Source organism: Bacillus sp. FJAT-29790, assembly GCF_019039215.1.
Taxonomy (GTDB): Bacteria; Bacillota; Bacilli; order Bacillales; family Cytobacillaceae; genus Cytobacillus.
Window position 1 is genome coordinate 73048 of the sequence record NZ_JAHNZZ010000002.1, and the last position, 26207, is coordinate 99254.

Below are 26207 nucleotides of genomic sequence, written 5' to 3' on the forward strand. Positions count from 1 at the left end.
GAAAGATTGTTTGAAAACAACAATCATTTAGAAAACAGCGAAAAGAAAAAAGGAGTGTGACACTGTGCGTGTGCTATTTTTAGAAAGTCATCCAATTTGGATTCACGGTTTGCCAAATGGATTTACGGATGCTGGGCACTCAGTAAAGGTGTCTGGCCTATTTGAGAACATTGACTTGGATATTCTCATCGATGAATTTCAGCCTGATTTCATTATGACAATGGGATGGGGCCCGGAAAACTCCTCTAAATTGAAACAGAAACGAATTTATGAGAGTACCAAAAAATATAATATCCCGCATGTTTTTTGGGCAACTGAAGACCCTACGTCCACGGAAATTTTTACGATGCCATACATCGAAAGAACGCAGCCTGATTTTGTTTTTACGATTTGCAGAGACAGAATCGATTTCTACAGAAGTAAAGGAATCCTATGCGAACATTTAGATTTTGGTTACCATTCAAGTGTTCATTATCCGGTTGAATCTGATTCTGTTTTTGAATCACCAGTTGCACTCATTGCAAATGGATACCCCAAAAAACTTTCTTTTTTCCCAGATCATTTTCGCTATCGCTCCATGAATGAGCTAATTACACCTCTTCTTGAAAATAATATTGAAACTCACTTTTATGGATATCACTGGGATCAAATGGGTTCCATTCTAGGTGCCGAAATTCCAAAAAGTTGGATTAAAGGCTATTTACCATACACGCTAGCAAACAAAGTATATAATTCAGCCCAAATTATTATTGGTCTGCAAAATTTGCCAAGCCAGCTTACACAGCGGACATATGAAGTTATGGGATCAGGTGGATTTCTGCTTACGAATGAAACGCCCGAAATTAAGCGTTTATTTACGCCCGGGAAGGATTTAATCACATCCTCTTCACCAAATGAAACTCATGAACTAGTGAACTATTATTTAGAACACCCATTGGAAGTAGAAAAAATTAAGAAAAACGCCTTGGCTGCTGTAAAAGTACATTCCTATCAAAATCGCGCGGAACATATAATCAAGGTTTTAAAGGAAAATGGAATTTTTGAAGGAGAACGAGCAACTTACCGTATCGAGACAGGGAAACGTAAAACGGTTCATCAGGGTAATTATGAATTTTATACGGTTCGTAATGGCGATACGTTATTTGACATTGCTCAAGACTTAGGAGTAAAAGTTGATGACCTAATCAAATTAAATGGTATAAAGCTAGATTTCATTCAGGCGGGGTTGCCCTTAAAGATTAGAGAGAGGAAATTCAATTATTACACCATCTGTCACGGGGATACACTTAGCCTAATTTCAAAAAAATTTTCCGTTCCTATTGAACAGTTGAAAGAAGACAATCAATTAGCTTCCGACTCCCTATATGCTGGGCAGCTAATAAAAATAAAGGGGGATGTTGTCATCACGCCCATCCCTTTTCCCTCGGTGTTAATTTCAAAAGGATTTACCGATAAAAAAGTGATTTCGCTAACCTTTGATGCGGGTGCGAGCGCAGAAAACACGGAAGAAATATTAAATGTGCTGAAAAAGTACCATATTCAAACCACGATGTTTTTAACAGGAAAATGGGTCGAGCAATATCCAGAGCTTTCGCGACGCATAGTTGAGGATGGACATGAAATTGCTAACCATTCGTATAGCCACCAAGACTTTTCAAAAATTACCCCTGAAAAAATGGCAGAAGAAATTAGGAAAACGGAAGAATGTTTTCAGAAGCTACTCGGGACTAATGGAATTCGGTTATTCCGTCCGCCCTTTGGAGCCTGGAATAAATCTGTCTTAGAAACAGTTGGTGGAATGGATTTTCCTTATAGTGTCTATTGGAGTATCGACACCATCGATTGGCAGGAACCGTCTATTGATAGGATTGTCGAGCGAATCATGACAAAAGCGACAGGAAATGATATCGTCCTTGCACATTTAAATGGAAAACCAACTGCTGAAGCAATGGATGCTGTAATTCCAATACTTTTGAAAGATGGATTCCAAATCGTAAAAGTAAGTGAAATGTTATGAGAATTCAAATGAAAGGGGGTTTTTACTTTGCGAATTTTATTTTTAGAAAGTGATCCGATGTGGATCTACGGGCTGCCAAACGGATTTGCTGATGCTGGGCATGATGTGATGATCTCAGGTCCATTGTTGGAAGCAAGTCTCAGTGATATGATTTCAAGCTATAAACCTGACTTGATTTTTACGATGGGGCACACGAGAGAACATTCGGCAAAGAAAAGGTTAGTAATTAAAAAGCATGTAGCACACTTGGGTATTCCTCATATTTATTGGGCAACAGAAGACCCCGGATACACTTTTACCTTCTCGCTTCCACTCATTGAAACAATTCAACCCGATTTTATCTTTACCATTTGCCCGCCTCGTGTCGACTTTTATCGAGAAAAAGGGTATAAAGCTGCTCATTTAGATTTTGGTTATCATCCAAAAGTACATTTTCCGACTGAACAAGATTCTAATTATGATGCCTCGCTTGCAATCGTTGCAAACGGATACCCCACGCTATATGAAAAAAGCCCGCTTTATTATCGATTTGAAGCGCTAAGTAATCTTTTGAGTCCTTTTGTCATGGACAATCTTCGAATTGATTTTTGGGGACGGTATTGGGATGTAATGGAACATATCATTGGGAAAAAGATACCTGCTGAATGGATCCATGGATTTTTACCCTATACAGAAGCTAATAAGGTGTACAGCTCAGCTGATATCATATTAGGGGTGCAAAACTTGGATTCTCAAGTGACCCAAAGGACTTATGAAATATTAGGATCAGGTGGGTTTTTATTAACAAATAATACCACTAAAATTCGGAATCTTTTCACACCAGGACAGGACCTCGTGGTGTCTTCCTCCCCTGAAGAAACAATCAAACTAGTAAAATATTACTTAAACCATCCAGAGGAGCGTCTCGAAATAAAAAAGGCAGGCGCCGGAGCAGTAAAGAAATATTCATATGAAGAGCGTGCGAAGTATATTCTTGAAACGATTACGAACGCTGGGCTTATTTCTAAAGAAAAGGCTGCCCCAGGAGAAGGAAAATGGGCTTATTACATCGACATTTTAAGAGAAACCTACGAAGTTCATATGATTCAACCGAAAGAAACCTTATGGTCGATTTCGAAAAAGTATGGAGTCAGTGTCGAGCATATAAAAAAATTAAATAGACTGGCCACAGATATGATTGCTGTCAATGATTATTTAAAAATAAGAGAGAAGTAGAATAGAAAGGAGGAAAACTATTGCGAGTTCTTTTTATCGAAAGCGGGAATCTTTGGCCCCATACATTGCCAAAGGGCTTTCATTCAAATGGCCATGATATTATGATTTCAGGTCCCATTACAAAGGGAAATCTGCCCAAAATGCTTGCAGAATTTCAGCCGGATCTTGTCGTTACTATTGGGTGGGGGCAAGAACATACACCAGAAAAACAAATCCTAGTAAGAGAACAAATAAAACCTAGAAATATTCCGTTGATCTATTGGGCTGTTGAGGACCCTGCCTACACGAACAATTGGTCGTTACCTTTAATTGAAAAAATGCAGCCAGATTTCGTTTTTACCATTTGTGAGAAGACTGCAAACAAATATCAACAGCGAGGAATTCCATCAGCATTTTTAGACTTTGGCTTTGAAGAGAGTGTGCATTTTCCGACATGCAAATATACGGAATACAGTTCCCAAATTGCAGTGGTTGCCAATGCTTATCCGGATAAATTAATGCAATATCCAGACCATTTTCGTCATGAATCGATTAATCGTTTAATAAAACCGCTTCTTGAAAAGCAGGTCAGAATCGATTTTTGGGGCAACCATTGGGATCAAATGGGCTCATATTTAGGTATCGAAATTCCAAAGGATTGGATTCACGGGCATCTCTACTACCGGGAAGCAAATAAAGTTTATAGTTCTTCAGACATTATGATTGGCTTGCAAAATTACCCAGATCTAGTTACGCAGCGCACACATGAAATTCTTGGCTCTGGAGGTTTCCTGCTGACATTAGATTCTCCAGGCGTAAGCAGCACGTTCAAACCTGGCATCGATCTTATTGTCTCATCATCACCCGAAGATACGATTGAAAAAGTAAACTACTATCTCAAGCATGCAGATGAAAGAAGCGCGATTCAAAACCAAGGACACATATCTGTTCAACCCAACTCTTATAAAGCTCGGACAAGGCAAATGATTGATATTTTAGTGGAGCAAAAAATTGTTGATCTAGAAGTGGCGGCTTCAAGGGAGAATCCTAAATTCAACTATTTTCAAGATAAAGATGATCAGCAATATTTGATATATAAAGTAAAAACCGGCGACTCGTTGTGGAGAATCTCCCAAACCTTTGGGGTGACGGTAGATGAACTCAAAGAATTAAATTTACTTACAAATGGCTTGATTAATGAAAATCAATTTTTAAAGATAAAAAAGGAAGAAACAACAGATTAAGTTTGGACAAAGCTACCAATGTAATACTCGAGAATGAATTCATGGAATTTTCATTATTTTACATGATTTACTTATCCCTGTTCTCCTAAAAAATGCTAAAATCAAGAAAAGGAGGAGAAAAGATGGGTTTAACGTATAATAATATTCTAGTAGCAGTTGATGGATCAGAGGAGGCAGAGCGGGCATTAAAAAAAGGTGTCGAAATGTCTAAGCGGAACGATGCCGAGTTGCATCTTGTACACGTCCTCGAGATCAGATCATATCCTGCTGATGCTGCATCAATTAAGGAGAGAGCAGAACAGTACGGAATTGAATTGCTGGATAAATATAAGAAGATTGCAAATGACTTAGGTCTACAAAAAGTGAACACAGTGCTTGAATTCGGTTCACCGAAAGTAACTATAACCAAAAATATAGCTAATAAAATTGAAGCTGATTTAATTATTTGCGGCGCGACAGGGTTAAATGCAGTCGAACGTTTATTCATTGGCAGCGTTTCTGAGAACATTACCCGTTCAGCACATTGTGACGTACTGATCGTTAGAACACAAAAAGACAGTGAGTAATTTTTTGAAAAGGAAAGTGGGATTAGACACTTACATCCAGAAGAGCTATAATTCGAAATTGGAGGCCTTAGGATTTTTTTACAAATTTGGTTGACAACTTAATGGTTTGAGATTAATATAAGTATCAACATAAAAAATTAAATATTAGAAAAACTCTTATGCAGAGAGGTGGAGGGACTGGCCCTTTGATACCTCGGCAACCATTGAACCTGAATTCAAACGGTGCCAATTCCAGCAGATTTTTTTCAAATCTGATATATAAGAGGTTTTGCTTACATATTTGTAATGCGGCGACCTCTTATTTTATATAAGAGGTCGTTTCTTGTATATCGGGTCTAACCTAAGATAAAAGGGAGATGAGGAAATGGCAGAGAAGGTGAAAGAGGAGAAAGAAAAGCTTAAAGCGATTACTGAAGCGCTTGAAAATTTGCGATTTGGTGAGCTGCAAATCACCGTTCATGAAGGGAAAATTGTTCAAATTAACCGGATAGAAAAGCAACGGTTTACAGTTTAATAAAATAAGGCTGTTTTCGTAAAGTTTGTTGTTTTTATAATGTGATTTTTATTTAATAATCTGAGTTGATTGGAGCGGAGGGCACTTGACTCTTGCGGGAATAGAGGGAACGGGAGACCCCGCAGGCGGTAACGCCGAGGAGGCTCCCGTCCCTCCCCGCGGAAAGCAAGTGCCCGCAGCGGAAATCAACGGGCAAAATATTAAGGCTAAAAACAACAATATATGTGAAAAAAGCCTAAAATAATAATAAAAAGAAAAGCAGCTGACCGGACAACCGGAGGCCTCTTGATGTTCACGGGATTGGTTTACAACCATCTTTGTGGGATCAAGAGGCTTTTTTATTCTCAAAAATACAATATTAGCAAGGAAGAGGAGAAACAAAAATGAAAAAATTGTTAATTAGCTTATTGTTATTAGTAGGTGCATTTATTTTAGGTGCTTGTGGAGGTTCTGAGTCAGCGAGCGGTGATAAGAAAGAAATAACAATTGGCGCGACTGCAGGTCCATATAGCGATCAATTGAAAAATGCGATTACACCGATACTAGAAAAAGAGGGTTATAAAGTTAAAGTTATTGAGTTCAATGATTATATTCAGCCGAATAATGCGCTGAATGAGGGCGAACTTGATGCGAATTTATTTCAACACCAGGTTTATTTAGAACAATTCAATAAAGATCATGACATGGACTTAACTCCGTTATTTGCGGTACCAACTGCTCCAATTGGTCTTTATTCAGAAAAACATCAATCATTAGATGATGTGAAGGAAGGCATGAAGGTAACGTTGCCAAATGATCCAACGAATTTAGCTAGAGCCCTGCGAATGCTTGTAGGCTACGGCTGGATTACCATAAAAGATGATGTCAATCCAACAAAAGCTTCTGAAAAAGACATTGTTGAAAATAAATATAATTTAAAAATTCAGCCATTAGAAGCTGCTCAACTTCCACGTTCATTAGGTGATACTGACTTCGCCTTTATTAATGGAAACTACGCCCTTGCATCGGGATTAAAGTTTGCTGACGCGACAGATCTAGAGAAAACACCAGAAGAGTACATGAATCATTTTGTTATACGTAAAGAAGAAAAGGATCAGCCTTTTGTGCAAGCAATAGAAGAAGCGTTTCGTTCGAAAGAGTTTTTAGAATATACAAATGAGAATTTAGCGGGGTATACAAAGCCATCATATCTAGCTGAATAGGAGTGAAAAAAATGATTGAAATCATAAATGTAACGAAACAATATAACAATTTGACGGCTGTAGAAAATGTAAACTTAGAGATTCATAAGGGGGAAATTTTCGGAATCATTGGCTATAGTGGCGCCGGAAAAAGTACATTGTTACGGTGCTTAAATTTATTAGAAAGACCGAGTGGTGGAAAGATCATTATTGATCAAAAGGATATGACCGCTTTGTCGGATAAAGAGGTTAGAAAAGAACGCCAGAAAGTCGGGATGATCTTCCAGCATTTTCATTTAATCAGCTCAAAAAAAGTATACGATAATGTCGCTTTTTCATTAAAGGCAGCGGGTAAAAGTAAAGAAGAAATTAAGAAACGTGTCCCAGAGTTGCTAAAGATGGTAGGCCTTTCAGATCGAGCAGATCATTATCCTGCACAGTTATCTGGGGGGCAAAAACAACGCGTTGGAATAGCCCGTGCTCTTGCAAATGATCCAAAGGTATTGCTTTGCGACGAAGCAACATCCGCCCTTGACCCGACGACGACGGCTTCGATTTTAAAGTTATTGAAAGAAATAAATGAGACATTAGGGATTACAATCGTGTTAATTACACATGAGATGGAAGTTGTCCAACAGATTTGTCATCGAATTGCTGTGATGGAAAATGGCAAAGTTGTTGAACTTGGCGATGTATATGATCTATTTTCAAACCCGCAAACAGAGTTAACAAAACAATTTGTGCAGACGGTTCACTCTTTAACATTGCCTGATCGATTACTTGTTGGCAGGAAAGGGCCGATTGTCCAAATTACATTCCGGGGAGAATCCGCCGAGGAAGGCGTCATATCAGAAACACTGGATCAATTTAAAGTATCCGTTAATATTCTTCATGGACAAATTACGTATATTCAAGATCGTCCATTAGGAACGCTTATTATTGAAATTATTGGCGATCGCAAGGAAATTCAGCAAGCAATTGAGTATATAAGAAAACGGACCAATCATCTGGAGGTGCTTGTAGGTGTCGCTTGATATGATCAATGAGTTTGGAAAGGCTTTTATGGAAACTTCTTGGATGATGGGGATCTCTGTCGTGTTTGCGATCATCGTTGGTGTTCCGCTCGGGATCGGTTTATTTGTCACTAGTGAAGGAATGTTTTGGCAGAATCGTATTTTGCAAAGTGTTGCGGGTACGATCATTAATATTATTCGTTCAATTCCTTTCATTATTTTACTAGTAGTTCTAATCCCAGTTACAAAGCTTATTCTTGGTACGACGATGGGACCCGCTGCAGCGAGCGTTTCCCTAACTTTTGCGGCTATTCCGTTCTACGCTCGTTTAGTGGAAACATCTCTGCGCGAAATTGATAAAGGGGTCATCGAAGCTGCGGAATCATGTGGCGCATCCCCATGGCTGATAATTAAGGAAGTGCTATTACCAGAAGCAAGATCAGGAATGATTGCTGGTCTAACCGTTACCGTTATTAGTTTATTAAGCTATTCCGCAATGGCTGGAATTGTTGGCGGAGGCGGCATTGGCGATCTTGCCATCCGTTTCGGATACTACCGTTTCCAAAATGATGTCATGATTGCGACAGTTGTTATATTAATCGTACTCGTGCAGCTTATTCAGTATATCGGTGATCGGGCAGCTAGAGCTGTGGATAAAAGATAAAGGTGTGAGAAGGAAATGGCAGAAGTAACTATTAAAGAGGATGTGTCATCCAAGCTTTATGGATGGGAGCATCCTGATACGATGAGGGAATATCGAAAAAGAAACAAATCGATGATGAAGAAGGATAAGACGACAACCCTTACAGAAGCAGTAGCGCGTGGCGTGAAAAATGGCAATTACATCGTTTTCGGAGGCATGGGATCTGTACGCAATCCGATCTCAGCAGTACATGAGATTATTCGCCAAAAAATCGGAAATTTAACGATCGGTGCGAAAGGTTCCCAACATGATTGGCACCTATTGGCTGCTGCTGGTAATGTAACGAAGGCAGAGGTGGCATATGGTTTTGCAGATGAAGTGCGCGGATTATCACGACCAGCAAGAACAGCAGTTGAAACGGGTCGTCTGCGCGTCCTGTCTGAAATAACGAATGCTGGATTCCAGTGGAGATTTACGGCGGCGATGAAAGGTTTATCCTTTTACCCAACGCGTTCCTCCCTAGGAACAGATACGTTACATTACAGCGGTTCAAAAACGATCGTGGATCCATTTACAAATGAGCCCGTTGAGCTTTTGCCCGCATGCTATCCAGATGTGGCCATCATCCATGTTCACCGTGCAGATCGGTATGGGAATTGTCAAATTGATGGAAATGTCACAGAGGATATTGAAATAGCTCATGCAGCGAAATTTGTTTTAATCACAGCTGAAGAAATCGTGCACGATGATGTCATTACGAATGATCCGGCATTAACAAAGATTCCATACTTTGTTGTCGATGCAGTTGTTGAAGCTCCGTATGGCTCTCATCCTAATCAAGTTCCAGGGCTTTATTCATTTGATGAGGATCATTGGCAAATATGGCTAGATGCATCTGTGAGTGATGAAACTGTTGCGGAATATTTAGATACATATGTGTATGGAAGTGAGGATCATTATCACTATTTAGAAAAAATCGGTGGGTTACGTACGCTTTATCAATTAGAGAAAATTGAAAAGAAGTTGGCACCATACCCGAAAGTAGCAAAAAGGAGAGGGTAAAGATGGCTAATGAGATAGAGAAAATGATCATTGCGGCTTCTCGTTTATTGCCAAAAAGTGGGGGTGTTTTTGTCGGAACTGGGATGCCGTTGCTTGCTTCCACATTAGCGCTAAATACGCATGCACCTGATCTTTTACTCGTATTCGAGGGCGGTGGCGTTGGAGGAAAACCTACTGGCAGATTACCTATTCAAGTAAGTGAATCGTTAACTTATGAAAATGGGGTAATTGTCGGTTCAATGGATTATGTGATGTGCCTTGCCCAAGCAGGATGGATTCAGTATGGTTTTTTAGGTGGGGCACAGATTGATCAGTATGGAAATTTAAATACAACGGTTATTGGTGATTGGGAGCAACCGAAAGTCAGGCTCCCAGGCTCGGGTGGTGGGGCGGATCTTGCATCTTTATGTGAACGAACGATCATATTGATGGGTCAAGACCGTAAAAAGTTTGTTCAGAAGCTTGATTTTCTAACGAGTCCTGGTTATTTAACTGGTCCAGGTGAGCGAAAGAAAGTGGGATTACCGGCTAACACAGGTCCATATCGGGTGATTACACAGTTGGGCATTTACGGATTCGATGAAGAAACGAAAAAAATGACATTACTTCAGCTTTTTGAAGGATATACATTGGAAGATGTTGAAAAGAATAGTAGTTTTCCAATTACTGTTTCTGAAGATTGGTCATATATTCAACCGCCAACGGAGCAGGAGCTTGAAGCGTTACGGTCTCTTGATCCGGATGGGATCGTGCTTGCATAAGAGTTGGCAGCATATGTCCATTTCTAAATATTAATGAAAAAAGAGGGGAATGTCTATGTCGAAACAAATTGCGTTACAAGAAGCAGTTGCCTCTATTTCAGATGGATCACTACTTGCACTTGGCGGGAATGCTTTGCATCGTTCTCCAATTGCCTTCGTTTTAGAGCTGATTCGTCAAGAGAAAAAAAATCTATCCGTGATAAAAACAGCTGGTGCTCTAGATGTTGATCTATTTGCGGCAGCTAATGCGATTCGTTCTGTGTACGGTGGGTATATCGGTTTTGAAATGTTTGGTTTAGCACAGAACTATCGAAGAAGTGTTCAAAATCAAGAAATAGTCGTTCATGAACATGCTTGTGCCAGTATAATTGCGGGCCTTCGGGCAAGTATTTACGGTGTTCCGTTCCAACCGATTAATGGATTTGAAGGTAGTGAATTGCCTCAATTAACTGGATTAGTGCGTAAAGTGACATGTCCGTTTACTAATACTGAAACAGCAGTTGTACCTGCACTACGACCTGATGTCACGATTATCCATACAAATATCGCCGATGAAAAGGGAAATGCTTATGTTGACGGAGCTTTATTTGAAGATTTAATCATGGTTAAGGCAGCTAAGAGGGTCATCATAACAGCAGAAAAAATCATTTCTTCCAAAAGCTGGGGGGGCACACCTCAAATACCAGGGTTTCTTGTCGAAAGTGTCGTCCTTTCTGAGAAGGGCGCGGCCCCAGGAAGCTGTGCCCCGCTTTACTCAATCAATGAGGCTGAAGTGAAGTCGTATTTGCAAAATCCGGAGAGCTATTTAGAAAAAGCGAAGGCGGGTGCGTCCCATGTCTAACTTAAAAACAGCTGATTACATGACTGTTGCAATGTCACGCCTGCTTAATGATGGTGAGCGGGTTTTTCATGGCGTAGCATCTCCAATGCCGGCAATAGCGATCCAATTAGCAAAGCGATTACATGCAAAAAATGCCGTTTATTTAAGTATAGCTGGTGTAGTGGACGCGGAGCCAACAGCCTATTCTAACTATTCAACAGTAGATGCGTCCTTACGTGAAGGCGCGATCGCTGAATTTTCGTTAGCTGATATTTTTGATTTGTCAGCGCGTGGTGCGTTAGACGTCGCCTTTTTAAGCGGGGCTCAAATTGATGATTATGGCCGGTTAAATTTAAGTGCAATCGGGCCTTTCCATCAACCGAAAGTTCGATTGCCGGGTGGGGCTGGAAGTGCCGCCTTACTTCCAACGGTGAAAAGAGGGATATTGTGGAAGACAACTCACGATAGCCGCGGACTCGTGGAAAAGCTTGATGTCATTACTGCTGCTGGTAATACAGAAATAGTCATTACTCCTTTAGGAATTTTTAAGAGATCGGATCTTGATAACCGCTTGCGTCTTTATACCATATTTCCTCCTGCTACCATTGACGAGGTTATTGAAAATACAGGATTTACTGTTGAAAAACATGAAGAATTTCATCCATTTCCACCGATAACAGAAGAGGAAATCCAATTATTGGAAACAATTGATCAGAATGGAATACGTTTTAGTGAGTTTCGTTAATCCTTCATAATGTTTAAGGAATAATACCAACATAAAAAAATAATATATGAAAACTCTTATACAGAGAGGTGGAGGGACTGGCCCTTTGATACCTCGGCAACCATTGAATGATTCAAACGGTGCCAATTCCAGCAGATTTTTTATCAAATCTGACAGATAAGAGGTTTTGCTTACATTAATTGTGATGCTGCGACCTCTTATTATTTAAGGGGTCGTTTCTTTTTATCAAGACAATCTAATTTTAGCGAGAAAGAGGAGAACAGAAATGAAAAAGTTGTTAATTAGCTTATTGATATTAGCGGGTGTGCTTGTGTTGAGTGCATGCGGTTCGGAGTCAGCTAGTGGCGAGAAAAATGAGATTAAGATTGGAGCAACAGCTGGTCCGTACAGTGATCAATTAAAAGATGGGATTCAGCCATTGTTAGAAAATGCAGGATATAAAGTCAAGATTGTTGAATTCAATGATTATATTCAACCGAACAAAGCGCTTGACGAAGGAGAAATTGATGCAAACTTGTTCCAAAATCGGATTTACTTGCAAAACTTCAATAAAAATCATGGAATGGATTTAGTTCCGTCTTATGCTGTACCGACTGCTCCGATTGCACTATATTCAGAAAAACATACTTCTTTAGATGATGTAAAAGAAGGAATGAAGGTGACGATGCCAAATGACCCAACAAACTTGGCAAGATCGCTGCACATGTTAGAAGCGTATGGCTGGATTACGATTAATGAGGATGTTGATCCGACGACCGCATCCGAAAAAGATGTTCTAGATAATAAATTTAACTTGAAAATCCAGCCACTAGATGCGGCTCAAACTCCCCGTTCATTAGGAGATGCTGATTTTGCCTTTGTTAATGGCAACTTCGCTCTCGCATCAGGTTTAAAATTAGTCGAAGCAGTTGATGTAGAAAAGACACCTGAAGATTTCTTGATTTATTTAACGGTACGTAAAGAGGACGAGGAAAAGCCTTTTGCTAACGCATTAAAAGAAGCTTATTATTCGAAGGAGTTTTTGGAGTATACAAACAAAAATGCTGAAGGATATGTGAAACCTCCATATCAATTGAAATAAAAACTGAGAGTAAGTGATCGAAAAACGGGGTCAGTTCGGAACTGACCCCGTTTATTGAATTCAGCAATTCGTGCCCATTTTCTTGAAAAATCCGGCATAACGGGAACAAGACGGATTCTAATTAGTACGAATATTCTATTTTGTATTTTATAGCAGTTTCATGACATCTATCGATCTAAATGCTTCATATAAGGAAGCGAGGTACTATACCTGCTATTACCTCTTTAAAGGGGATAGGTGGATCGGTAGTATCTGAGAGAGCAGGCCCTTTTTTTCTACCAAAATGTAAATGATCCCATATTACAGTATAATAGATAGAAATAGAATCTAATGAATAAAGGGGAAAAGTATGTCGAAAATTTATGTAATACATGAGAATAGTGAATGGACAGTGCACTTAACAAAGCGGTTGGAGGAATTAGACATTCCTTATGAAGAGTGGTTTTTGGACAAAGGGATTTTGGACTTAAGTCAGATCCCGCCAGAGGGAGTGTTTTATAATCGTATGAGTGCTTCCTCGCATACTAGAGGACATCGGTATGCTCCGGAACTAACGAGTGCAGTGCTTGCTTGGATTGAGAAACATGGCAGAAAAGTGATTAATGGAAGTAGAGCGATTCAACTTGAGGTTAGTAAAGTAGCACAATATTTATCTCTGAACACATACGGAATTCGAACACCGAAAACATTAGCTGCAGTTGGGATATCGGAAATCTTAGAAGCTGCCGGATCTTTTGAAGGGAAACCTTTTATTACAAAGCATAATAGAGCAGGAAAAGGGTTAGGTGTTCATTTGTTTTATACCTTAGAAGGATTGAAGGAGTATCTTGAGGGTCCGACGTTTGAAGATTCCGTAGATGGGATCACGTTGGTGCAGGAGTATATTCAAGCACCTGAGCCTTACATTACTCGTTGTGAATTTATTGGCGGCAAATTCGTCTATGCTGTCCAAGTTGATACATCTGAGGGATTTGAGCTCTGTCCAGCAGATGCTTGTAGAATTGGGGATCTCTTTTGTCCAGTTGGCGAGGAAGTTCCTTTAAAGCCTAAATTTCAAATTATTGAAAACTTTGATCATCCAATCCTTCAGAAATATGAGGAATTCTTAAAGAATAATAGTATACAAATTGCAGGAATTGAATTTATCCGAGATAAAGATGGGGAGATTTATACGTATGATGTAAATACAAACACGAATTATAATTCAGATGCGGAAGCAGCTGTAGAGAAATATGGCATGCTTGAAATTGCAAAGTTTTTTGGGGAAGAGTTGGAGAAGTTGTGATTAATACAGCCAGTCATATCTATTGAAGAAAAGTGGATTGGACTTACATTCCATTTGGGGCCAGCCCCACTGTGTTAAAGCAGTGGAGGGCTAGCCCCTTTTGCTATCTGTTATTTCAGTTCATAAAATGGTTCTATAAAACAGACATTTAAATAATGAATAGATGCTTAATTGCATATTTTTGTCTTTAAGCATAGGAAAACCCCTGTTTGGTAGTAGCTCCCATATAACTCTATTATACCAAATATCAGGGGTTTTTCTTTTATTATATGTTTTTATGTTTATTACTATTTATCGGGATGTGTTTTAGTGGTCTCTGCCTGTCCCCTTGTCCCCTGTTGGTGACGAGTGCTATGATTGTTACAACCAATGTTAATGTTGTAAGGGAGGTTTAATTAATGTATGAATTAAAAACAAAAGAAACCGACAACAGTGTCGTTGAGTTTATTGAGAATGTTGAAAGCCCAAAGAAACGTGAAGACGCGTATAAATTATTAGATATTTTTACTGAAGCGAGTGGGTTTAAGGCGAAGATGTGGGGGCCGAGTATTATTGGATTTGGCGCATATCATTATAAATATGAATCCGGTCACGAAGGCGATGCACCACTCGTTGGCTTTTCACCACGGAAAGCAAAAATTAGTTTATATTTTGCAACAGGTGACACGAAGCGGGAGGCGTTGTTAAAGGATTTTGGTAAACATACAACAGGAAAAGCTTGTGTGTATATCAATAAGGTAGCAGATATTGATGTGAATGTGTTAAAAGCGTTAATTAATCAATCGATAAGTTTTTTGAAAGAAACCTATCCGAATCATGAATAAACGAAATTAATAAAGTATTGGCTCCTCCTTCGTCAAATACCATGATAGCTACTCGCGCCATCCAACCTTATTTAGTTTATATAAAGGAGCGGTTTCGGTGACCGCTCCTAAATATTAAGGTAAAATAGATCATATTGAACGAATATAACTAGAGTATCCCACAGGACTAAGCGTAATAATATGATTTATAGGAGGAAAAAAAGATGAGGCCAAAAGTATACATTACTATGCCAATCCCAGAAGAAGTGAAAAAATATATATCTGAATATTGCGAAATAGGGCAATGGGCTGAGGAAATTCCAATTCCTCGCCACGTGCTTTTTCAGGAATTAGCTAAAGTTGAAGGATTGCTTACGACTAGTTCGAGTGGTGGAGAGATAAATGCCGATCTCCTTGATCATGCCCCGCATTTAAAAGTCGTAAGCAATGTATCTGTTGGCTATAATAATTTTGATTTGGAAGCAATGAAAATAAGAAAAGTAGTTGGGACTCACACACCTTATGTGCTAGATGAAACGGTTGCTGATTTGGCTTTTTCTCTTATATTGGCGACTGCAAGACGCATACCTGAGTTAGACCGCTTCGTAAAAGAGGGAAATTGGTCACCGAATAATGACGATCAAGATTTTTACGGAATCGATGTACATAGTTCAACGCTTGGTATCATTGGAATGGGGAGAATTGGTGAAAAGATTGCAAGAAGAGCAAAATTTGGATTTAATATGGATGTTCTTTATCACAATCGAAACCGGAATCCTGAAGCTGAACAGAAGTTTGACGTAGAATATTGCGATATGGAATCCCTTTTAAAGCGATCGGACTACGTTGTTCTTATGACGCCGCTTACCTCGGAGACTTTCGAACTAATCGGCACAAAGGAATTTCAACAAATGAAGAAATCTGCGATATTCATCAATATATCCCGTGGCAAAACAGTTGATGAAGAAGCGTTGATTCGTGCATTACAAGAAAAAGAGATTTATGGAGCTGGATTAGACGTATTCTACAATGAACCCGTAGAAAAAGACAATCCATTACTCAAAATGCCAAATGTAGTGACAGTCCCGCATATCGGATCAGCAACGGCAAAAACCAGTTTTGATATGGCAATGCGGGCAGCGGAAAATTTAGTTGCCGTCGTAACAGGGAAGAAGCCGATTTATCCAGTACCGTACTGAACCGAAATAACGTAAATATAGAAATCATCTTTAGGTTAATTAAACGTTTAATTAATGTAATAAGTGAGGAGAAACTTTCCAACTAAGCAAGACTGCTCATTAAACCATCATTTTCTGTTAAAATGAATGTAATTAAACTTTATTCAGCAGGAGTCTCTGAACGATATTAGTGGCGAGATGAATGCAAATAGGTATCCAATTCAGTGGAGGTTTAACCCCGGCTGATTAAAGTTAAGCCTTCGGCGGATGCCTCAGATTTTTTAAAGGAAATTATCGAGCAAGCTCGATAAAAATCTGGGCGCAAATACGCCAAGGCGAGTTTGAAATAATAAATCAGAACTGGAATGGTGAACACGTCTTGAAAACATTCAAAAAAGTTTATATTGAAATTACGAGTGTGTGCAATCTAGCTTGTAGTTTTTGCCCTCCAACGAGCCGAGCAGCTAATTTAATCAAGTTAGATGCATTTAACAACATACTCGATCAAATTAAACCGCATACAAAATATATTTATCTTCATGTCAAAGGGGAGCCACTTCTTCATCCGAGAATCGATGAATTGCTGGATGCAAGCCACGCTAAGGGATTTAAGGTGAATATAACAACAAATGGCACTCTTATTAAAAAAGCATGGCATAAATTATTGGGAAAACCAGCGCTCCGCCAAATGAATTTTTCCCTTCATAGTTTTGATGGACATGAAGGATCTACCAACCGGGAAGAATACTTGGCTAATATTCTATCATTTGTCAGGGAAGCTGCGGAGCATAATGTGATTATATCGTTTCGATTATGGAATCTAGATCAAGATAATGCAACGAATGCTGAAAAAAGCAGAAACCGGGAAACTCTAGAAATCTTGGAGAAGGAGTTTAACCTTGACTACAAAATTGAAGAAAAAGTGGTGCCAGGCGGTGGAGTAAAAGTTGCGAATCGAATCTATATTAACCAGGATCATGAGTTTCAATGGCCAAGTTTACAGGCACCTGAAGATGATGGAAAAGGCTTTTGTCATGCGCTTCGCAGTCAAGCGGCCATTCTAGTCGACGGTACGGTGGTCCCTTGTTGTCTGGACGGGGAAGGCGTGATTAATTTAGGCAATGTTAATAGCACGCCTTTTTCTGAAATCGTAGAGAGTGAGAGGGCGAATAATCTCTTCGATGGATTTTCTAGGAGAGAAGCGGTTGAGGAAATGTGCAGGAGATGCGGGTATAGGAAGAGATTTGGGGTTTAATGGTTTTGTAAAATAAAGAAAGGCTGTTTTCGTAAACTTTGTTGTTTTTACAATTATTGCAATATCTGTCCTATAGACCCGGTTGAACTTAGTATTTTTTTGTTAGTGTCCAATTGCGCTTTTCTATAATCCTTTGAACAAGATTTTTCATCACTAGCGGTCCAATAGAGCGTTTCTATAAGCCCTTGAACATGATTTTTCACCAGTAGCGGTACAATAGAATCATTTAAGGAGCCCGAAAAAAGGCACACACGGACATCGGTAATAGTTTCAAAATTGCAATCTATAAATGATTAATATTTTGAAAACAACATTCCCATAGAAAAAACTAAGGAAATGATACGAATCCAAGAATTCAGGATAAGGAATTTAAACAACCACCTTCAATAATAAGAAGGTGGTTGTTTTCGATAAATAATAAAGTAGTTCAGGATCGAAGTTGATCATAATTTTTTAGTGGTTTCACTGCCCTGTTAGCGAGGATGTATTAGTATTGCGATTTCAGATCACTTAACTAAAGTTAGAATTAGCGTTCCAGCATCGGAATCCTACTTTTATACTTGTTGATTAGCTCTCTATTATGTTCTTCGGCTCCATCAGTGTTCCCACTTATAAAAATAGGGGGGGAGAAATCATTTTCGAGCATGATGTTAACCGCTTCAACCATGATACTGTTGGCAATGGCCATGCTGATGATGGTTGAGCCAGAGCCAAAGGATACATCGAGGGATTCATGTTTCATAAGTGCATCGCCGACATCGATGTGATTATCAATCGAGAGGTCAACTGAATGATATAAATATTTCCCATTCTTATGTCGGGATGATTGGCTATTGGCATAGCTAGGGGAGGTAATAGCAATAACAAAGGCACCTTGTCTCTGAGCGATTTCAGCAACATCAATCGGGACGGGATTTCTTCCAGATGTTGAGACAACGATCACAACATCTTCTGATTGAATCGAATCACGGGCTATGAACTGCTCCACAAATTCATTTTTTTGTTCTAATTGTGACGAGCGAACAGCCCCGTTGTGCAGCATTAAATCTTCAATTAGGATTGGACTAATGGGAGCAAGGCCGCCTGCACGGTAAAATAACTCTTCTCCGATCATATGAGAATGACCACAACCAAATACATGAACAATTCCATTATTCTGAATACATACCGCAACCTTCTGTGCAGCTTTCTTTATATTCTCTTTTTCATCTTTTTCGACAGTGCCTAATAATTCCTGAAGCTTGTGAAAGTATTGATTGAACATGCTGGAAATATCCCACCTTCATTAATCTTGGCTATTTTCGAATAGATTAGTATCAACGTGTCTCTTGTTGGTGCTAAAGTTTAAGAAAAAAAAGCCTTAAACTTCACCGTTTCATCTGAATCATAAACTTATAACGGTCTGCACGATAGGTTGATTTAACAAATTCAACAGGAGTCCCATTTTGAAGAAATGTATTTCTTTGAATAAGCATGACTGGTAATCCTATTTGAATGTTTAAATATTGTGCTTCCATTTGATTAGCAATTGACGATTCAATAACCTGAGAAGCATGATCGATTCTTAAGTTTAACTGTTCTTCAATATACGCATATAAAGACTGATTTACAATTTGTTCAGTTAATCCTTTAATAAGATTGGCTGAAATATAGTTTGTCTCTAAGGCCATCGGAACATTATCTGCTAAGCGAATACGTTTAATTTCATATACCGGTTCAAATTCTTTGATGGACAAATGGCTAGCAATCTGACTTGTCGCAGGAATCAATTGAAAGTGGATTATTTGACTACCCGGCTCCATTCCTCTTGCACGCATGTCTTCAGTAAAGCTTGTTAAGCCCTGAAGAATTTGTTCGATTTTTTGTTCAGCAACAAACGTTCCTTTTCCTTGTAACCTATGTAAGTAGCCGTTGTTTACAAGCTGTGTAAAAGCCTGTCTCACTGTCATTCTGCTAATTTGGTATTTTTCTGCATACTCTCTTTCAGAAGGAATGCTATCTCCCGGCTTTAGCTCACCTTTTTCGATTTGCTCTTGTATAAATTCTATTATTTGATAATAAATAGGAATGGGGGAATTCTTCTTAATCAATCTCCATTCACCTGATCCTTTCTATGAATCAAAAATCATTCTTCAACACGTTTCATAAAATAGAACGTGTTGAAGATACTCTATTTTCACCGTCAAATATTTGTATTACCTATTGCTTCTTCATCTGCAATAATTGTAACACAAGGATGCTTCCGTAATACAGATGCTGGGAAGCTTTCACTTATCTCTCCATTTAACAGTTGGAACAGAGCTTTTCTTTTTTGTTCACCCGAAATAAGTAGCAGGATTTCTTTGCTTTTCATAATGGTCTCAATCCCCATAGTTATAGCTTGGGAAGGTACTTCTTCAAGCCTGTCAAAAAATCTTGCGTTTTCTTCCCGTGTTGATGGAGCTAAATCAATAATATGGGTTTGGGAATCAAATGATGTTCCGGGTTCATTAAATCCAATATGCCCATTGCTTCCAATTCCAAGAATTTGAAGATCGACTCCTCCGTTTTCTGTGATCAAATTTTCATAATCTGCACATTCCTTTTGTAAATCTTCCACTTCGCCGCGAGGAATATTTGTCTTCGACTTTTGGACATCAATGTGATTAAATAACTGGTCGTTCATATAATACCGATAGCTATTGGGATTGTCTCCTGAAAGTCCGATGTACTCATCTAAATTAAATGTTGATACATCTTTGTACGAAGTAAGATTTTCTTTATGGTCTTCAATTAATTGGCTATACATTCCAACAGGAGTTCCGCCTGTTGCGAGTCCAAGGGTGATACTTGGAGTACGGCGCACTTTTTCAATAATAAATTCAGCAGCTTTTTTGCTCATATCTTGATAACTTTTTACTTTTATTATATTCATTTCGTTTCTCCTCCTCTGTGATAGGCAAGTTTTCCGCGACAGAATGTCATTAATACATCTAAATTTTCATCCAAAATAACAATGTCTGCATCTTTTCCTACTGCTATGCTTCCTTTGCGATCAATGATGTTTAATTGTTTTGCTGGGTTAACTGAAGCCATCTCTATGGCATCCTCGAGTGAGCATCCTGTAAAAGTTAAAATATTCTTTACAGCGTGTCCAAATTTTAATATGCTGCCAGCAAGAGTTCCGTCACGAAGAATCGCTTTGCCGTCCTTAACGGTCACATCTTGGCCGCCAAGATCATAATTTCCATCTTTCAATCCTTTTGCACGCATTGCATCTGTTATTAAAATGATTCCCTCTTTCCCTTTTTGCTTATATGCCAGCTTGACCATTTCAGGTCGAACATGAACGCCATCAGCAATTATTTCCGTTTTTAATTCATCACACAAAAATGCAGCTCCAACTACGCCAGGTTCTCGATGATGCAACCCTCGCATTTGATTGAATAGATGAGTAGTATGGTTGGATCCTGCGGAAATGGAATCGACCACTTCCTCATATGTGGCATCGGAATGACCGATGGAAGCAATAATGCCATTCGCTTTTAAATATTTAACCATTTCTAACCCGCCTGGCAGTTCTGGAGCCAATGTGACTAACTTAATGTTTTCCTTCGCTAGTCTATTCCACTTTATAAAATTCTCTAAGTTTGGATCAATGATATAGTTCATCGGTTGTGCGCCAGCTCTTTTTTGATTTACAAAGGGACCTTCAAGGTGAATGCCAATTATTTCTGCTTTTCCTGGAGTTTGTTGACTACAAATATAATTGCCTGCATTTTCTAAAGCTTCTTCAATCGCTGTACTGCTTTGTGTCATCGTAGTTGCTAAAAAACTGGTTGTGCCTTCTCCTGGAAGGGCATTTGCCATTGTCTCTAATGCTTCCTCTGTCGCATCCATCACATCAGCACCAGCGACCCCATGAATATGAACATCAATAAAACCAGGAATCGCCTTACAGTTAGAAGGAACCTCAACAATCTCAAACTCTTCCTTGAGATCTAAGTTTTCTATCGATCCAAACTCGACGATTTTCTGATTTATAATTTTTACATATCCACTTTCAATCTTCATTTCTTCAGAATAAATTTGCATACCCTTTAGCAAAATAGGTTTACCCTTATGATTCATCGACACCCTGTCCTTCCTTACTAAGTAATAATATCTTAGCATCTCTAAAGTATAGTTGTCTATACCACTAGAAAAGTCAAATTATCAAATTTAATTTAATGTTATTTTGAAACATTTAATTTATAAGGGTTTATGCTAAAAGGTTATAAGTTTAAATAAATAACACTAGAAAATAGGTATAGACAACCATAACAGTTTGTCATTATAATGTTTTATTATTAAGAATCAATTTCACTACAATTTATCAGCTAAAGGAGAGATATTAACATGTTTGGATTATTTAAGCGAAAAGAAAAGGTAGAAAAAAATAACGTGAAGGCAAATGAGGATGTAACAGCTTCATCTGAAGTAACAGGACAGATACCCCTAAATAATCAAGATTTTGTCATGCCAATTGAAGGTGAAATCATTCCAATTACAGAAGTTGAAGATCCAGTATTCTCGGAGAAAATGATGGGGGATGGCTTTGCCATTATTCCAGCGAATGGTTCGGTTGTTTCGCCAGTTGATGGCGAGATTATGAATGTCTTTCCTACTAAGCATGCGATCGGTATTAAATCAAAAACGGGTTATGAAATTCTCATCCATGTTGGTTTAGAAACTGTCAATTTAAAAGGTGAAGGTTTTACAGTTCTTGTAAACGAAGGCGAGCAAGTTAGTAAAGGAAAAGAAATTTTGAAGTTTGATCTTGATTACATTAGGAAATCTGCCCCTTCTACTGTCACACCAGTAGTATTTACAAATGCAACAAATATTAACTTGGAAAAACACGGAATAATAAAGCAAGGAGAAAGCGGTATATTATCGGCTGAATAATATTAAGTGTCATTTTTATCAAGGCTCTTCAGTGAAAACCTTTTCACTGAAGAGCCTGTATTTACGAAAAGCCTTGAAAGCGTGTTCACCTATATTGAATGTGTTTTTTTATGAATATATTATATAGCTATAAGTTTAAAGGAGGTTATGACAATGAAGAAGGTTTTTGAAAAAGCCCAGCAATTTGGTAAGTCGTTTATGCTACCGATAGCTGTCTTACCAGCTGCTGGTTTACTATTAGGTATTGGTGGTGCGCTATCAAACCCGAATACGGTTTCAGCGTATCCATTTTTAGATATTGCATGGCTTCAAGCGATTTTTACAATCATGAGTTCAGCAGGAAGTATAGTATTTGGTAATCTACCAATTATTTTTGCTGTCGGTGTTGCTGTTGGTTTAGCACGTTCAGATAAAGGAACGGCTGGACTGGCTGCTATGATTGGGTATTTTGTAATGAATAGTACGATAAATGCGTTGCTCTCTATTACTGGGGAACTTGCTAAAGATAGCTTAGCTGGAGCCGGACAGGGAATGGCTGTTGGGATTCAGACGCTTGAAACGGGTGTATTTGGCGGGATTATCATTGGAGTTGTGGCAGCTGCTTTACACAATAAATATAATAAAATTCAGCTTCCACAAGTGCTTGGATTTTTTGGAGGATCTCGCTTTATTCCGATTGTTGTTTCCTTTACAGCGATCATTGTAGGAGCAATTCTCTTTATCGTTTGGCCATATTTCCAACTTTTCATTAATCAATTAGGTTCATTGGTAACTAGCACTGGTACAATTGGAACGTTTTTCTATGGCTTTATTTTACGTATGCTTGGTCCTTTAGGTTTACATCATATTTTCTACTTGCCATTCTGGCAAACTGCTTTAGGTGGCACGATGGAGATCGGCGGGCACATTGTCAGCGGTACCCAAAATATCTTCTTTGCACAATTAGCTGATCCTCAAACGGAACAATATTATGAAGGTGTATCACGGTTTATGTCTGGTCGCTTTATCACTATGATGTTTGGTCTACCAGGTGCAGCGCTAGCCATTTACCACTGTGCAAAGCCAAAAAATAAAAAAGTAGTCGCAGGAATTCTACTTTCTGCCGCTTTAACGTCATTCTTAACAGGAATAACCGAGCCGCTTGAATTCAGCTTTTTATTTGTTGCTCCTGTTCTCTATGTCATTCATGCTCTATTTGACGGATTAGCTTTCATGATGGCAGATATTTTTAATATCACAGTTGGACAAACTTTCTCCGGAGGATTCATTGATTTCATTCTATTTGGTATTCTTCAAGGCGAAGCGAAAACGAATTGGATTTATGTATTAATCGTAGGGATTCCGTGGTTTTTCTTGTATTATTTCACATTTAAATTCCTAATTAAGAAGAAAAATTTAAAAGTAGTTGGTCGTGAAAATGAAGAACAGGCTGTTGAGCAAGTGACAGCTACTGAACGCGCTAAAACGATTGTTGAAGGATTAGGCGGATCGCAAAACATTGATGTTGTGGATTGTTGTGCAACCCGTTTGCGTGTCACAATCAAAGATGAATCATTGTTCAATGAGGGGATTATTAAACAAACAGGTTCAAAAGGCATTGTTAAAAAAGGTACTGGTGTACAAATTATTTACGGACCACAGGTTACAATTGTGAAAAATGAAGTCGAAGAGTACTTGGGTCATTAAAATTAATTTACCATTACAAGGAAGTGTTTTGAATGCAACAAGTATTAGATCAAATTACTAAAGGATTAATTGTATCCTGTCAGGCTTTAGAGGGAGAGCCTTTAAACAGCTCATTTATTATGGGACGTATGGCGCTTGCTGCTAAAGAAGGGGGAGCAAAAGGGATCCGTGCAAACTCTGTTTCTGATATTTTAGAAATTAAAAGGCAAGTAGAACTTCCTGTTATTGGGATTATTAAACAAGTGTATGGAGAGAATCCTGTTTTTATTACACCGACTATGAAAGAGATCGATGCATTAATGGAAACAGGATCAGAAATAATTGCGACAGATGCGACAGCACGCATGAGGCCTGATGGTAGCGATCTAGAAACATTTTATAAGAATATCAGGTCAAAATATCCTCATGTTCTTCTTATGGCGGATGTATCCTCAGTCGAAGAAGCTATTTATGCAGACCAGCTAGGTTTTGACATCGTAGCTCCAACTTTGTATGGATACACAGAAGAAACACAGGGAATGAAAATTGACGATAACGACTATGAAGTACTTACTCAGATCGTAAAAGTCGTTAAAAACGCAAAGGTTATTGCTGAAGGAAATGTTTCTACTCCAGAAATTGCCCGTTCTGTTTTAGACATCAATGTCCATGCAGTAGTAGTAGGAGGGGCTATTACAAGACCACAGCAGATCACAAAAAGATTTGTTGATGCTCTGCAAAAGTAGTTTCTTCATATTGATTGGCTGAAAAATAGTGAGCTTTTATTATAGGCTGTTCCGTAAAGTTTTTTGCTTTAATAATGTGATTATTATTAATTTATAATCTGAGTTAATTGGAGCAGAGGGCACTTGACTGCTGCGGGAATAGAGGGAAGCGGGAGACCCCACAGGTGGTAACGCCGAGGAGGCTCCCGTCCCTCCCCGCGGAAAGCAAGTGTCCGCAGCAGAAATCAACGGGCAAACTTTGTAGGTATAGTTTAAGCAATCAAAATTAAATAATAAAAATGACTCAGGCAGCAGCCTGAGTCATTTTTATTATTGGATAGGTTATCATAACAATAAGAGAGTGAATATAAAATATCCTAATAAAGGAGAAAATTATGGAATATCTTGGCGAAAACCTTATACACGGAATAGAGTGCAGTATGGAGAAATTTACAAATACAGAGGAAGAACTAGCTAATTATATCATTAAACATCCAGATGAAATTAGCCAATTGTCTATTAGTCAAATTGCAAAAAAGCTCCATATTTCACCAGCAACGATTACCCGTTTTTGCCAAAAAATATCTTTTTCAGGATTTAATGAGTTCAAGCATGAACTAAAACGGTATATTGACCTTAGAAACAAACCGACCATCGTCAATGATATTAAGCAAGTAGATTATTTTGCGAAATTGTATCAAAACCATCATGATATTATTGACAATACCTTTCAGAAAATCACTTATTTTGATATTCAGCAGGCAGTATCACTTCTTACTAAGGCCAAGAAAGTCCATGTTTATGGAATTGGCAACTCAGGAATTGCTGCACAAGAGTTTAAATCGAAGTTTTTTCGAATTGGAATAAATGTTGAGGCCATTACAGATCCTCATCAAGCGGTTATGGATGCGGCCTTAAGTACTGAAAAAAGTGTCGTGATTGGAATATCTGTCTCTGGGAAGACGAAAGAAGTAATAAATGCTGTTAATATTGCCAAGAAACAAGGTGCTTCAGTTCTAGTTTTTACTGGTGAAACAAATTCTGAGCTTTCCCAGTTAGCTGACACAACACTACTGGCTATAAGTAAAAGTAATATGCACATGGGACAAAACATTTCTCCATCCCTACCATTTTTATTGCTTTTTGATTTAATCTATACTGAACTCATTGCCAAAGATTATAAAAACAGAATACATATTCGTGACAAAACATTACAGGCTTTAAATGATACTTATTAATTCAAACTTCGCACTTAAATAATAAGCTCAAACAATCAAAGCACACAGTCATTTAGATTGACTGTGTGCTTTTGTATAACTTTACTTGAAAATTGACTCAGATACTTCAAGCTTTTCAGCAAATTCTTTATTAAAATCGTTGTTTTTTCTGTTTTTTTCTATTTGATTTCAACATCTCGTAATACATAATCAATGTAGAAGTTAGTGATGGATAATCTTTTTCAGTAAAATCAAAGTTGTTCCTTTTTAAACATTTGATAATTTCCTTCCAACGTTAATTGATATTTTTTG

General features: G+C 38.4%; 25 protein-coding genes and 2 riboswitches. Of the genes, 21 read left to right on the forward strand and 4 right to left on the reverse strand.

What is annotated here, in order from left to right:
* Positions 1 to 64 precede the first annotated feature (64 nt).
* The 17 genes from BGM26_RS15415 (at position 65) to BGM26_RS15495 (ending at position 17362) form a co-directional block, all read left to right on the forward strand.
* Positions 65 to 2017, forward strand: coding sequence for a DUF3880 domain-containing protein (locus BGM26_RS15415; protein WP_217040864.1), 1953 nt, complete (start codon positions 65 to 67; stop codon positions 2015 to 2017).
* Between the two features lie 27 nt (positions 2018 to 2044).
* The gene (locus BGM26_RS15420; RefSeq protein WP_217040865.1) at positions 2045 to 3232 is read left to right on the forward strand and encodes a DUF3880 domain-containing protein; all 1188 of its coding nucleotides are present in this window, start codon (positions 2045 to 2047) and stop codon (positions 3230 to 3232) included.
* Between the two features lie 20 nt (positions 3233 to 3252).
* Positions 3253 to 4455: a DUF3880 domain-containing protein gene (locus BGM26_RS15425; protein ID WP_217040866.1), complete on the forward strand. Its 1203-nt coding sequence runs from the start codon at positions 3253 to 3255 to the stop codon at positions 4453 to 4455.
* A 122-nt stretch (positions 4456 to 4577) separates the two neighbouring features.
* Positions 4578 to 5021 carry a universal stress protein gene (locus BGM26_RS15430; RefSeq protein WP_217040867.1) on the forward strand — a complete coding sequence of 148 codons (444 nt, stop codon included), beginning with the start codon at positions 4578 to 4580 and terminating at the stop codon, positions 5019 to 5021.
* A gap of 153 nt (positions 5022 to 5174) precedes the next feature.
* Positions 5175 to 5286: riboswitch (SAM riboswitch) on the forward strand.
* Between the two features lie 99 nt (positions 5287 to 5385).
* Positions 5386 to 5535 (forward strand): YezD family protein, encoded by a 150-nt coding sequence (locus tag BGM26_RS15435; protein WP_217040868.1) that lies wholly within the window; start codon positions 5386 to 5388, stop codon positions 5533 to 5535.
* Positions 5536 to 5918: 383 nt separating this feature from the next.
* Entirely contained in the window at positions 5919 to 6737 is an 819-nt protein-coding gene (locus tag BGM26_RS15440) for a MetQ/NlpA family ABC transporter substrate-binding protein (RefSeq protein ID WP_217040869.1), read from the forward strand.
* Between the two features lie 11 nt (positions 6738 to 6748).
* Entirely contained in the window at positions 6749 to 7750 is a 1002-nt protein-coding gene (locus BGM26_RS15445; RefSeq protein WP_217040870.1) for a methionine ABC transporter ATP-binding protein, read from the forward strand.
* A gap of 1 nt (position 7751) precedes the next feature.
* Entirely contained in the window at positions 7752 to 8393 is a 642-nt protein-coding gene (locus BGM26_RS15450; protein WP_217041195.1) for a methionine ABC transporter permease, read from the forward strand.
* Between the two features lie 15 nt (positions 8394 to 8408).
* A complete protein-coding gene (locus BGM26_RS15455) occupies positions 8409 to 9434 on the forward strand; it encodes a CoA transferase subunit A (RefSeq protein WP_217040871.1) in 1026 nt (341 codons plus the stop codon).
* A gap of 2 nt (positions 9435 to 9436) precedes the next feature.
* Positions 9437 to 10195 carry a CoA-transferase subunit beta gene (locus BGM26_RS15460; RefSeq protein WP_217040872.1) on the forward strand — a complete coding sequence of 253 codons (759 nt, stop codon included), beginning with the start codon at positions 9437 to 9439 and terminating at the stop codon, positions 10193 to 10195.
* 55 nt (positions 10196 to 10250) lie between these two features.
* Positions 10251 to 11036 carry a CoA transferase subunit A gene (locus tag BGM26_RS15465; RefSeq protein ID WP_217040873.1) on the forward strand — a complete coding sequence of 262 codons (786 nt, stop codon included), beginning with the start codon at positions 10251 to 10253 and terminating at the stop codon, positions 11034 to 11036.
* Positions 11029 to 11760, forward strand: coding sequence for a CoA-transferase subunit beta (locus BGM26_RS15470; RefSeq protein WP_217040874.1), 732 nt, complete (start codon positions 11029 to 11031; stop codon positions 11758 to 11760). Before BGM26_RS15465 ends, BGM26_RS15470 begins: the two co-directional genes overlap by 8 nt.
* Before the next feature lie 53 nt (positions 11761 to 11813).
* A riboswitch (SAM riboswitch) is annotated at positions 11814 to 11923 on the forward strand.
* 102 nt (positions 11924 to 12025) lie between these two features.
* Complete coding sequence (locus BGM26_RS15475; RefSeq protein ID WP_217040875.1) at positions 12026 to 12841, forward strand: MetQ/NlpA family ABC transporter substrate-binding protein; 816 nt, start codon at positions 12026 to 12028, stop codon at positions 12839 to 12841.
* Positions 12842 to 13190: 349 nt separating this feature from the next.
* Positions 13191 to 14126, forward strand: coding sequence for an ATP-grasp domain-containing protein (locus BGM26_RS15480; RefSeq protein ID WP_217040876.1), 936 nt, complete (start codon positions 13191 to 13193; stop codon positions 14124 to 14126).
* Between the two features lie 398 nt (positions 14127 to 14524).
* Positions 14525 to 14950, forward strand: a complete 426-nt coding sequence (locus tag BGM26_RS15485; RefSeq protein ID WP_217040877.1) for a DUF1801 domain-containing protein — start codon at positions 14525 to 14527, stop codon at positions 14948 to 14950.
* Between the two features lie 203 nt (positions 14951 to 15153).
* Positions 15154 to 16128, forward strand: a complete 975-nt coding sequence (locus BGM26_RS15490; protein WP_217040878.1) for a 2-hydroxyacid dehydrogenase — start codon at positions 15154 to 15156, stop codon at positions 16126 to 16128.
* A 358-nt stretch (positions 16129 to 16486) separates the two neighbouring features.
* Entirely contained in the window at positions 16487 to 17362 is an 876-nt protein-coding gene (locus BGM26_RS15495) for a radical SAM/SPASM domain-containing protein (protein ID WP_217040879.1), read from the forward strand.
* Positions 17363 to 17888: 526 nt separating this feature from the next.
* Here BGM26_RS15495 and BGM26_RS15500 read toward each other — a convergent pair.
* The 4 genes from BGM26_RS15500 to nagA all read right to left on the reverse strand — a co-directional run bounded on the left by BGM26_RS15500 (position 17889) and on the right by nagA (position 21472).
* A complete protein-coding gene (locus BGM26_RS15500) occupies positions 17889 to 18626 on the reverse strand; it encodes an SIS domain-containing protein (protein ID WP_217040880.1) in 738 nt (245 codons plus the stop codon).
* Positions 18627 to 18729: 103 nt separating this feature from the next.
* On the reverse strand, positions 18730 to 19452 hold the full coding sequence (locus tag BGM26_RS15505) for a GntR family transcriptional regulator (RefSeq protein ID WP_217040881.1): 723 nt from the start codon (positions 19450 to 19452) through the stop codon (positions 18730 to 18732).
* Positions 19453 to 19544: 92 nt separating this feature from the next.
* Positions 19545 to 20276 carry a glucosamine-6-phosphate deaminase gene (gene nagB, locus BGM26_RS15510; RefSeq protein ID WP_217040882.1) on the reverse strand — a complete coding sequence of 244 codons (732 nt, stop codon included), beginning with the start codon at positions 20274 to 20276 and terminating at the stop codon, positions 19545 to 19547.
* Positions 20273 to 21472: an N-acetylglucosamine-6-phosphate deacetylase gene (gene nagA, locus BGM26_RS15515; protein WP_217041196.1), complete on the reverse strand. Its 1200-nt coding sequence runs from the start codon at positions 21470 to 21472 to the stop codon at positions 20273 to 20275. Before nagA ends, nagB begins: the two co-directional genes overlap by 4 nt.
* A 267-nt stretch (positions 21473 to 21739) precedes the next feature.
* On the opposite strand from nagA, the gene BGM26_RS15520 reads away from it, so the two are divergent.
* The 4 genes from BGM26_RS15520 to BGM26_RS15535 all read left to right on the forward strand — a co-directional run bounded on the left by BGM26_RS15520 (position 21740) and on the right by BGM26_RS15535 (position 25916).
* Positions 21740 to 22288 carry a PTS sugar transporter subunit IIA gene (locus BGM26_RS15520; RefSeq protein ID WP_217040883.1) on the forward strand — a complete coding sequence of 183 codons (549 nt, stop codon included), beginning with the start codon at positions 21740 to 21742 and terminating at the stop codon, positions 22286 to 22288.
* Positions 22289 to 22441: 153 nt separating this feature from the next.
* Positions 22442 to 23974 (forward strand): maltose/glucose-specific PTS transporter subunit IIC, encoded by a 1533-nt coding sequence (locus tag BGM26_RS15525; RefSeq protein ID WP_217040884.1) that lies wholly within the window; start codon positions 22442 to 22444, stop codon positions 23972 to 23974.
* 32 nt (positions 23975 to 24006) lie between these two features.
* Positions 24007 to 24699: an N-acetylmannosamine-6-phosphate 2-epimerase gene (locus tag BGM26_RS15530; protein WP_217040885.1), complete on the forward strand. Its 693-nt coding sequence runs from the start codon at positions 24007 to 24009 to the stop codon at positions 24697 to 24699.
* Between the two features lie 374 nt (positions 24700 to 25073).
* Entirely contained in the window at positions 25074 to 25916 is an 843-nt protein-coding gene (locus BGM26_RS15535) for a MurR/RpiR family transcriptional regulator (protein WP_217040886.1), read from the forward strand.
* The last annotated feature ends 291 nt before the right edge of the window (positions 25917 to 26207 follow it).

Coding starts and splice junctions, on each gene's coding strand:
- BGM26_RS15465 (WP_217040873.1), top strand. CDS start 10,251: ATGTCGAAACAAATTGCGTTACAAGAAGCAGTTGCCTCTATTTCAGAT.
- nagA (WP_217041196.1), bottom strand. CDS start 21,472: ATGAATCATAAGGGTAAACCTATTTTGCTAAAGGGTATGCAAATTTAT.
- BGM26_RS15485 (WP_217040877.1), top strand. CDS start 14,525: ATGTATGAATTAAAAACAAAAGAAACCGACAACAGTGTCGTTGAGTTT.
- nagB (WP_217040882.1), bottom strand. CDS start 20,276: ATGAATATAATAAAAGTAAAAAGTTATCAAGATATGAGCAAAAAAGCT.
- BGM26_RS15470 (WP_217040874.1), top strand. CDS start 11,029: ATGTCTAACTTAAAAACAGCTGATTACATGACTGTTGCAATGTCACGC.
- BGM26_RS15480 (WP_217040876.1), top strand. CDS start 13,191: ATGTCGAAAATTTATGTAATACATGAGAATAGTGAATGGACAGTGCAC.
- BGM26_RS15535 (WP_217040886.1), top strand. CDS start 25,074: ATGGAATATCTTGGCGAAAACCTTATACACGGAATAGAGTGCAGTATG.
- BGM26_RS15530 (WP_217040885.1), top strand. CDS start 24,007: ATGCAACAAGTATTAGATCAAATTACTAAAGGATTAATTGTATCCTGT.
- BGM26_RS15475 (WP_217040875.1), top strand. CDS start 12,026: ATGAAAAAGTTGTTAATTAGCTTATTGATATTAGCGGGTGTGCTTGTG.
- BGM26_RS15435 (WP_217040868.1), top strand. CDS start 5,386: ATGGCAGAGAAGGTGAAAGAGGAGAAAGAAAAGCTTAAAGCGATTACT.
- BGM26_RS15520 (WP_217040883.1), top strand. CDS start 21,740: ATGTTTGGATTATTTAAGCGAAAAGAAAAGGTAGAAAAAAATAACGTG.
- BGM26_RS15490 (WP_217040878.1), top strand. CDS start 15,154: ATGAGGCCAAAAGTATACATTACTATGCCAATCCCAGAAGAAGTGAAA.
- BGM26_RS15440 (WP_217040869.1), top strand. CDS start 5,919: ATGAAAAAATTGTTAATTAGCTTATTGTTATTAGTAGGTGCATTTATT.
- BGM26_RS15455 (WP_217040871.1), top strand. CDS start 8,409: ATGGCAGAAGTAACTATTAAAGAGGATGTGTCATCCAAGCTTTATGGA.
- BGM26_RS15460 (WP_217040872.1), top strand. CDS start 9,437: ATGGCTAATGAGATAGAGAAAATGATCATTGCGGCTTCTCGTTTATTG.
- BGM26_RS15450 (WP_217041195.1), top strand. CDS start 7,752: ATGATCAATGAGTTTGGAAAGGCTTTTATGGAAACTTCTTGGATGATG.
- BGM26_RS15500 (WP_217040880.1), bottom strand. CDS start 18,626: ATGTTCAATCAATACTTTCACAAGCTTCAGGAATTATTAGGCACTGTC.
- BGM26_RS15430 (WP_217040867.1), top strand. CDS start 4,578: ATGGGTTTAACGTATAATAATATTCTAGTAGCAGTTGATGGATCAGAG.
- BGM26_RS15445 (WP_217040870.1), top strand. CDS start 6,749: ATGATTGAAATCATAAATGTAACGAAACAATATAACAATTTGACGGCT.
- BGM26_RS15525 (WP_217040884.1), top strand. CDS start 22,442: ATGAAGAAGGTTTTTGAAAAAGCCCAGCAATTTGGTAAGTCGTTTATG.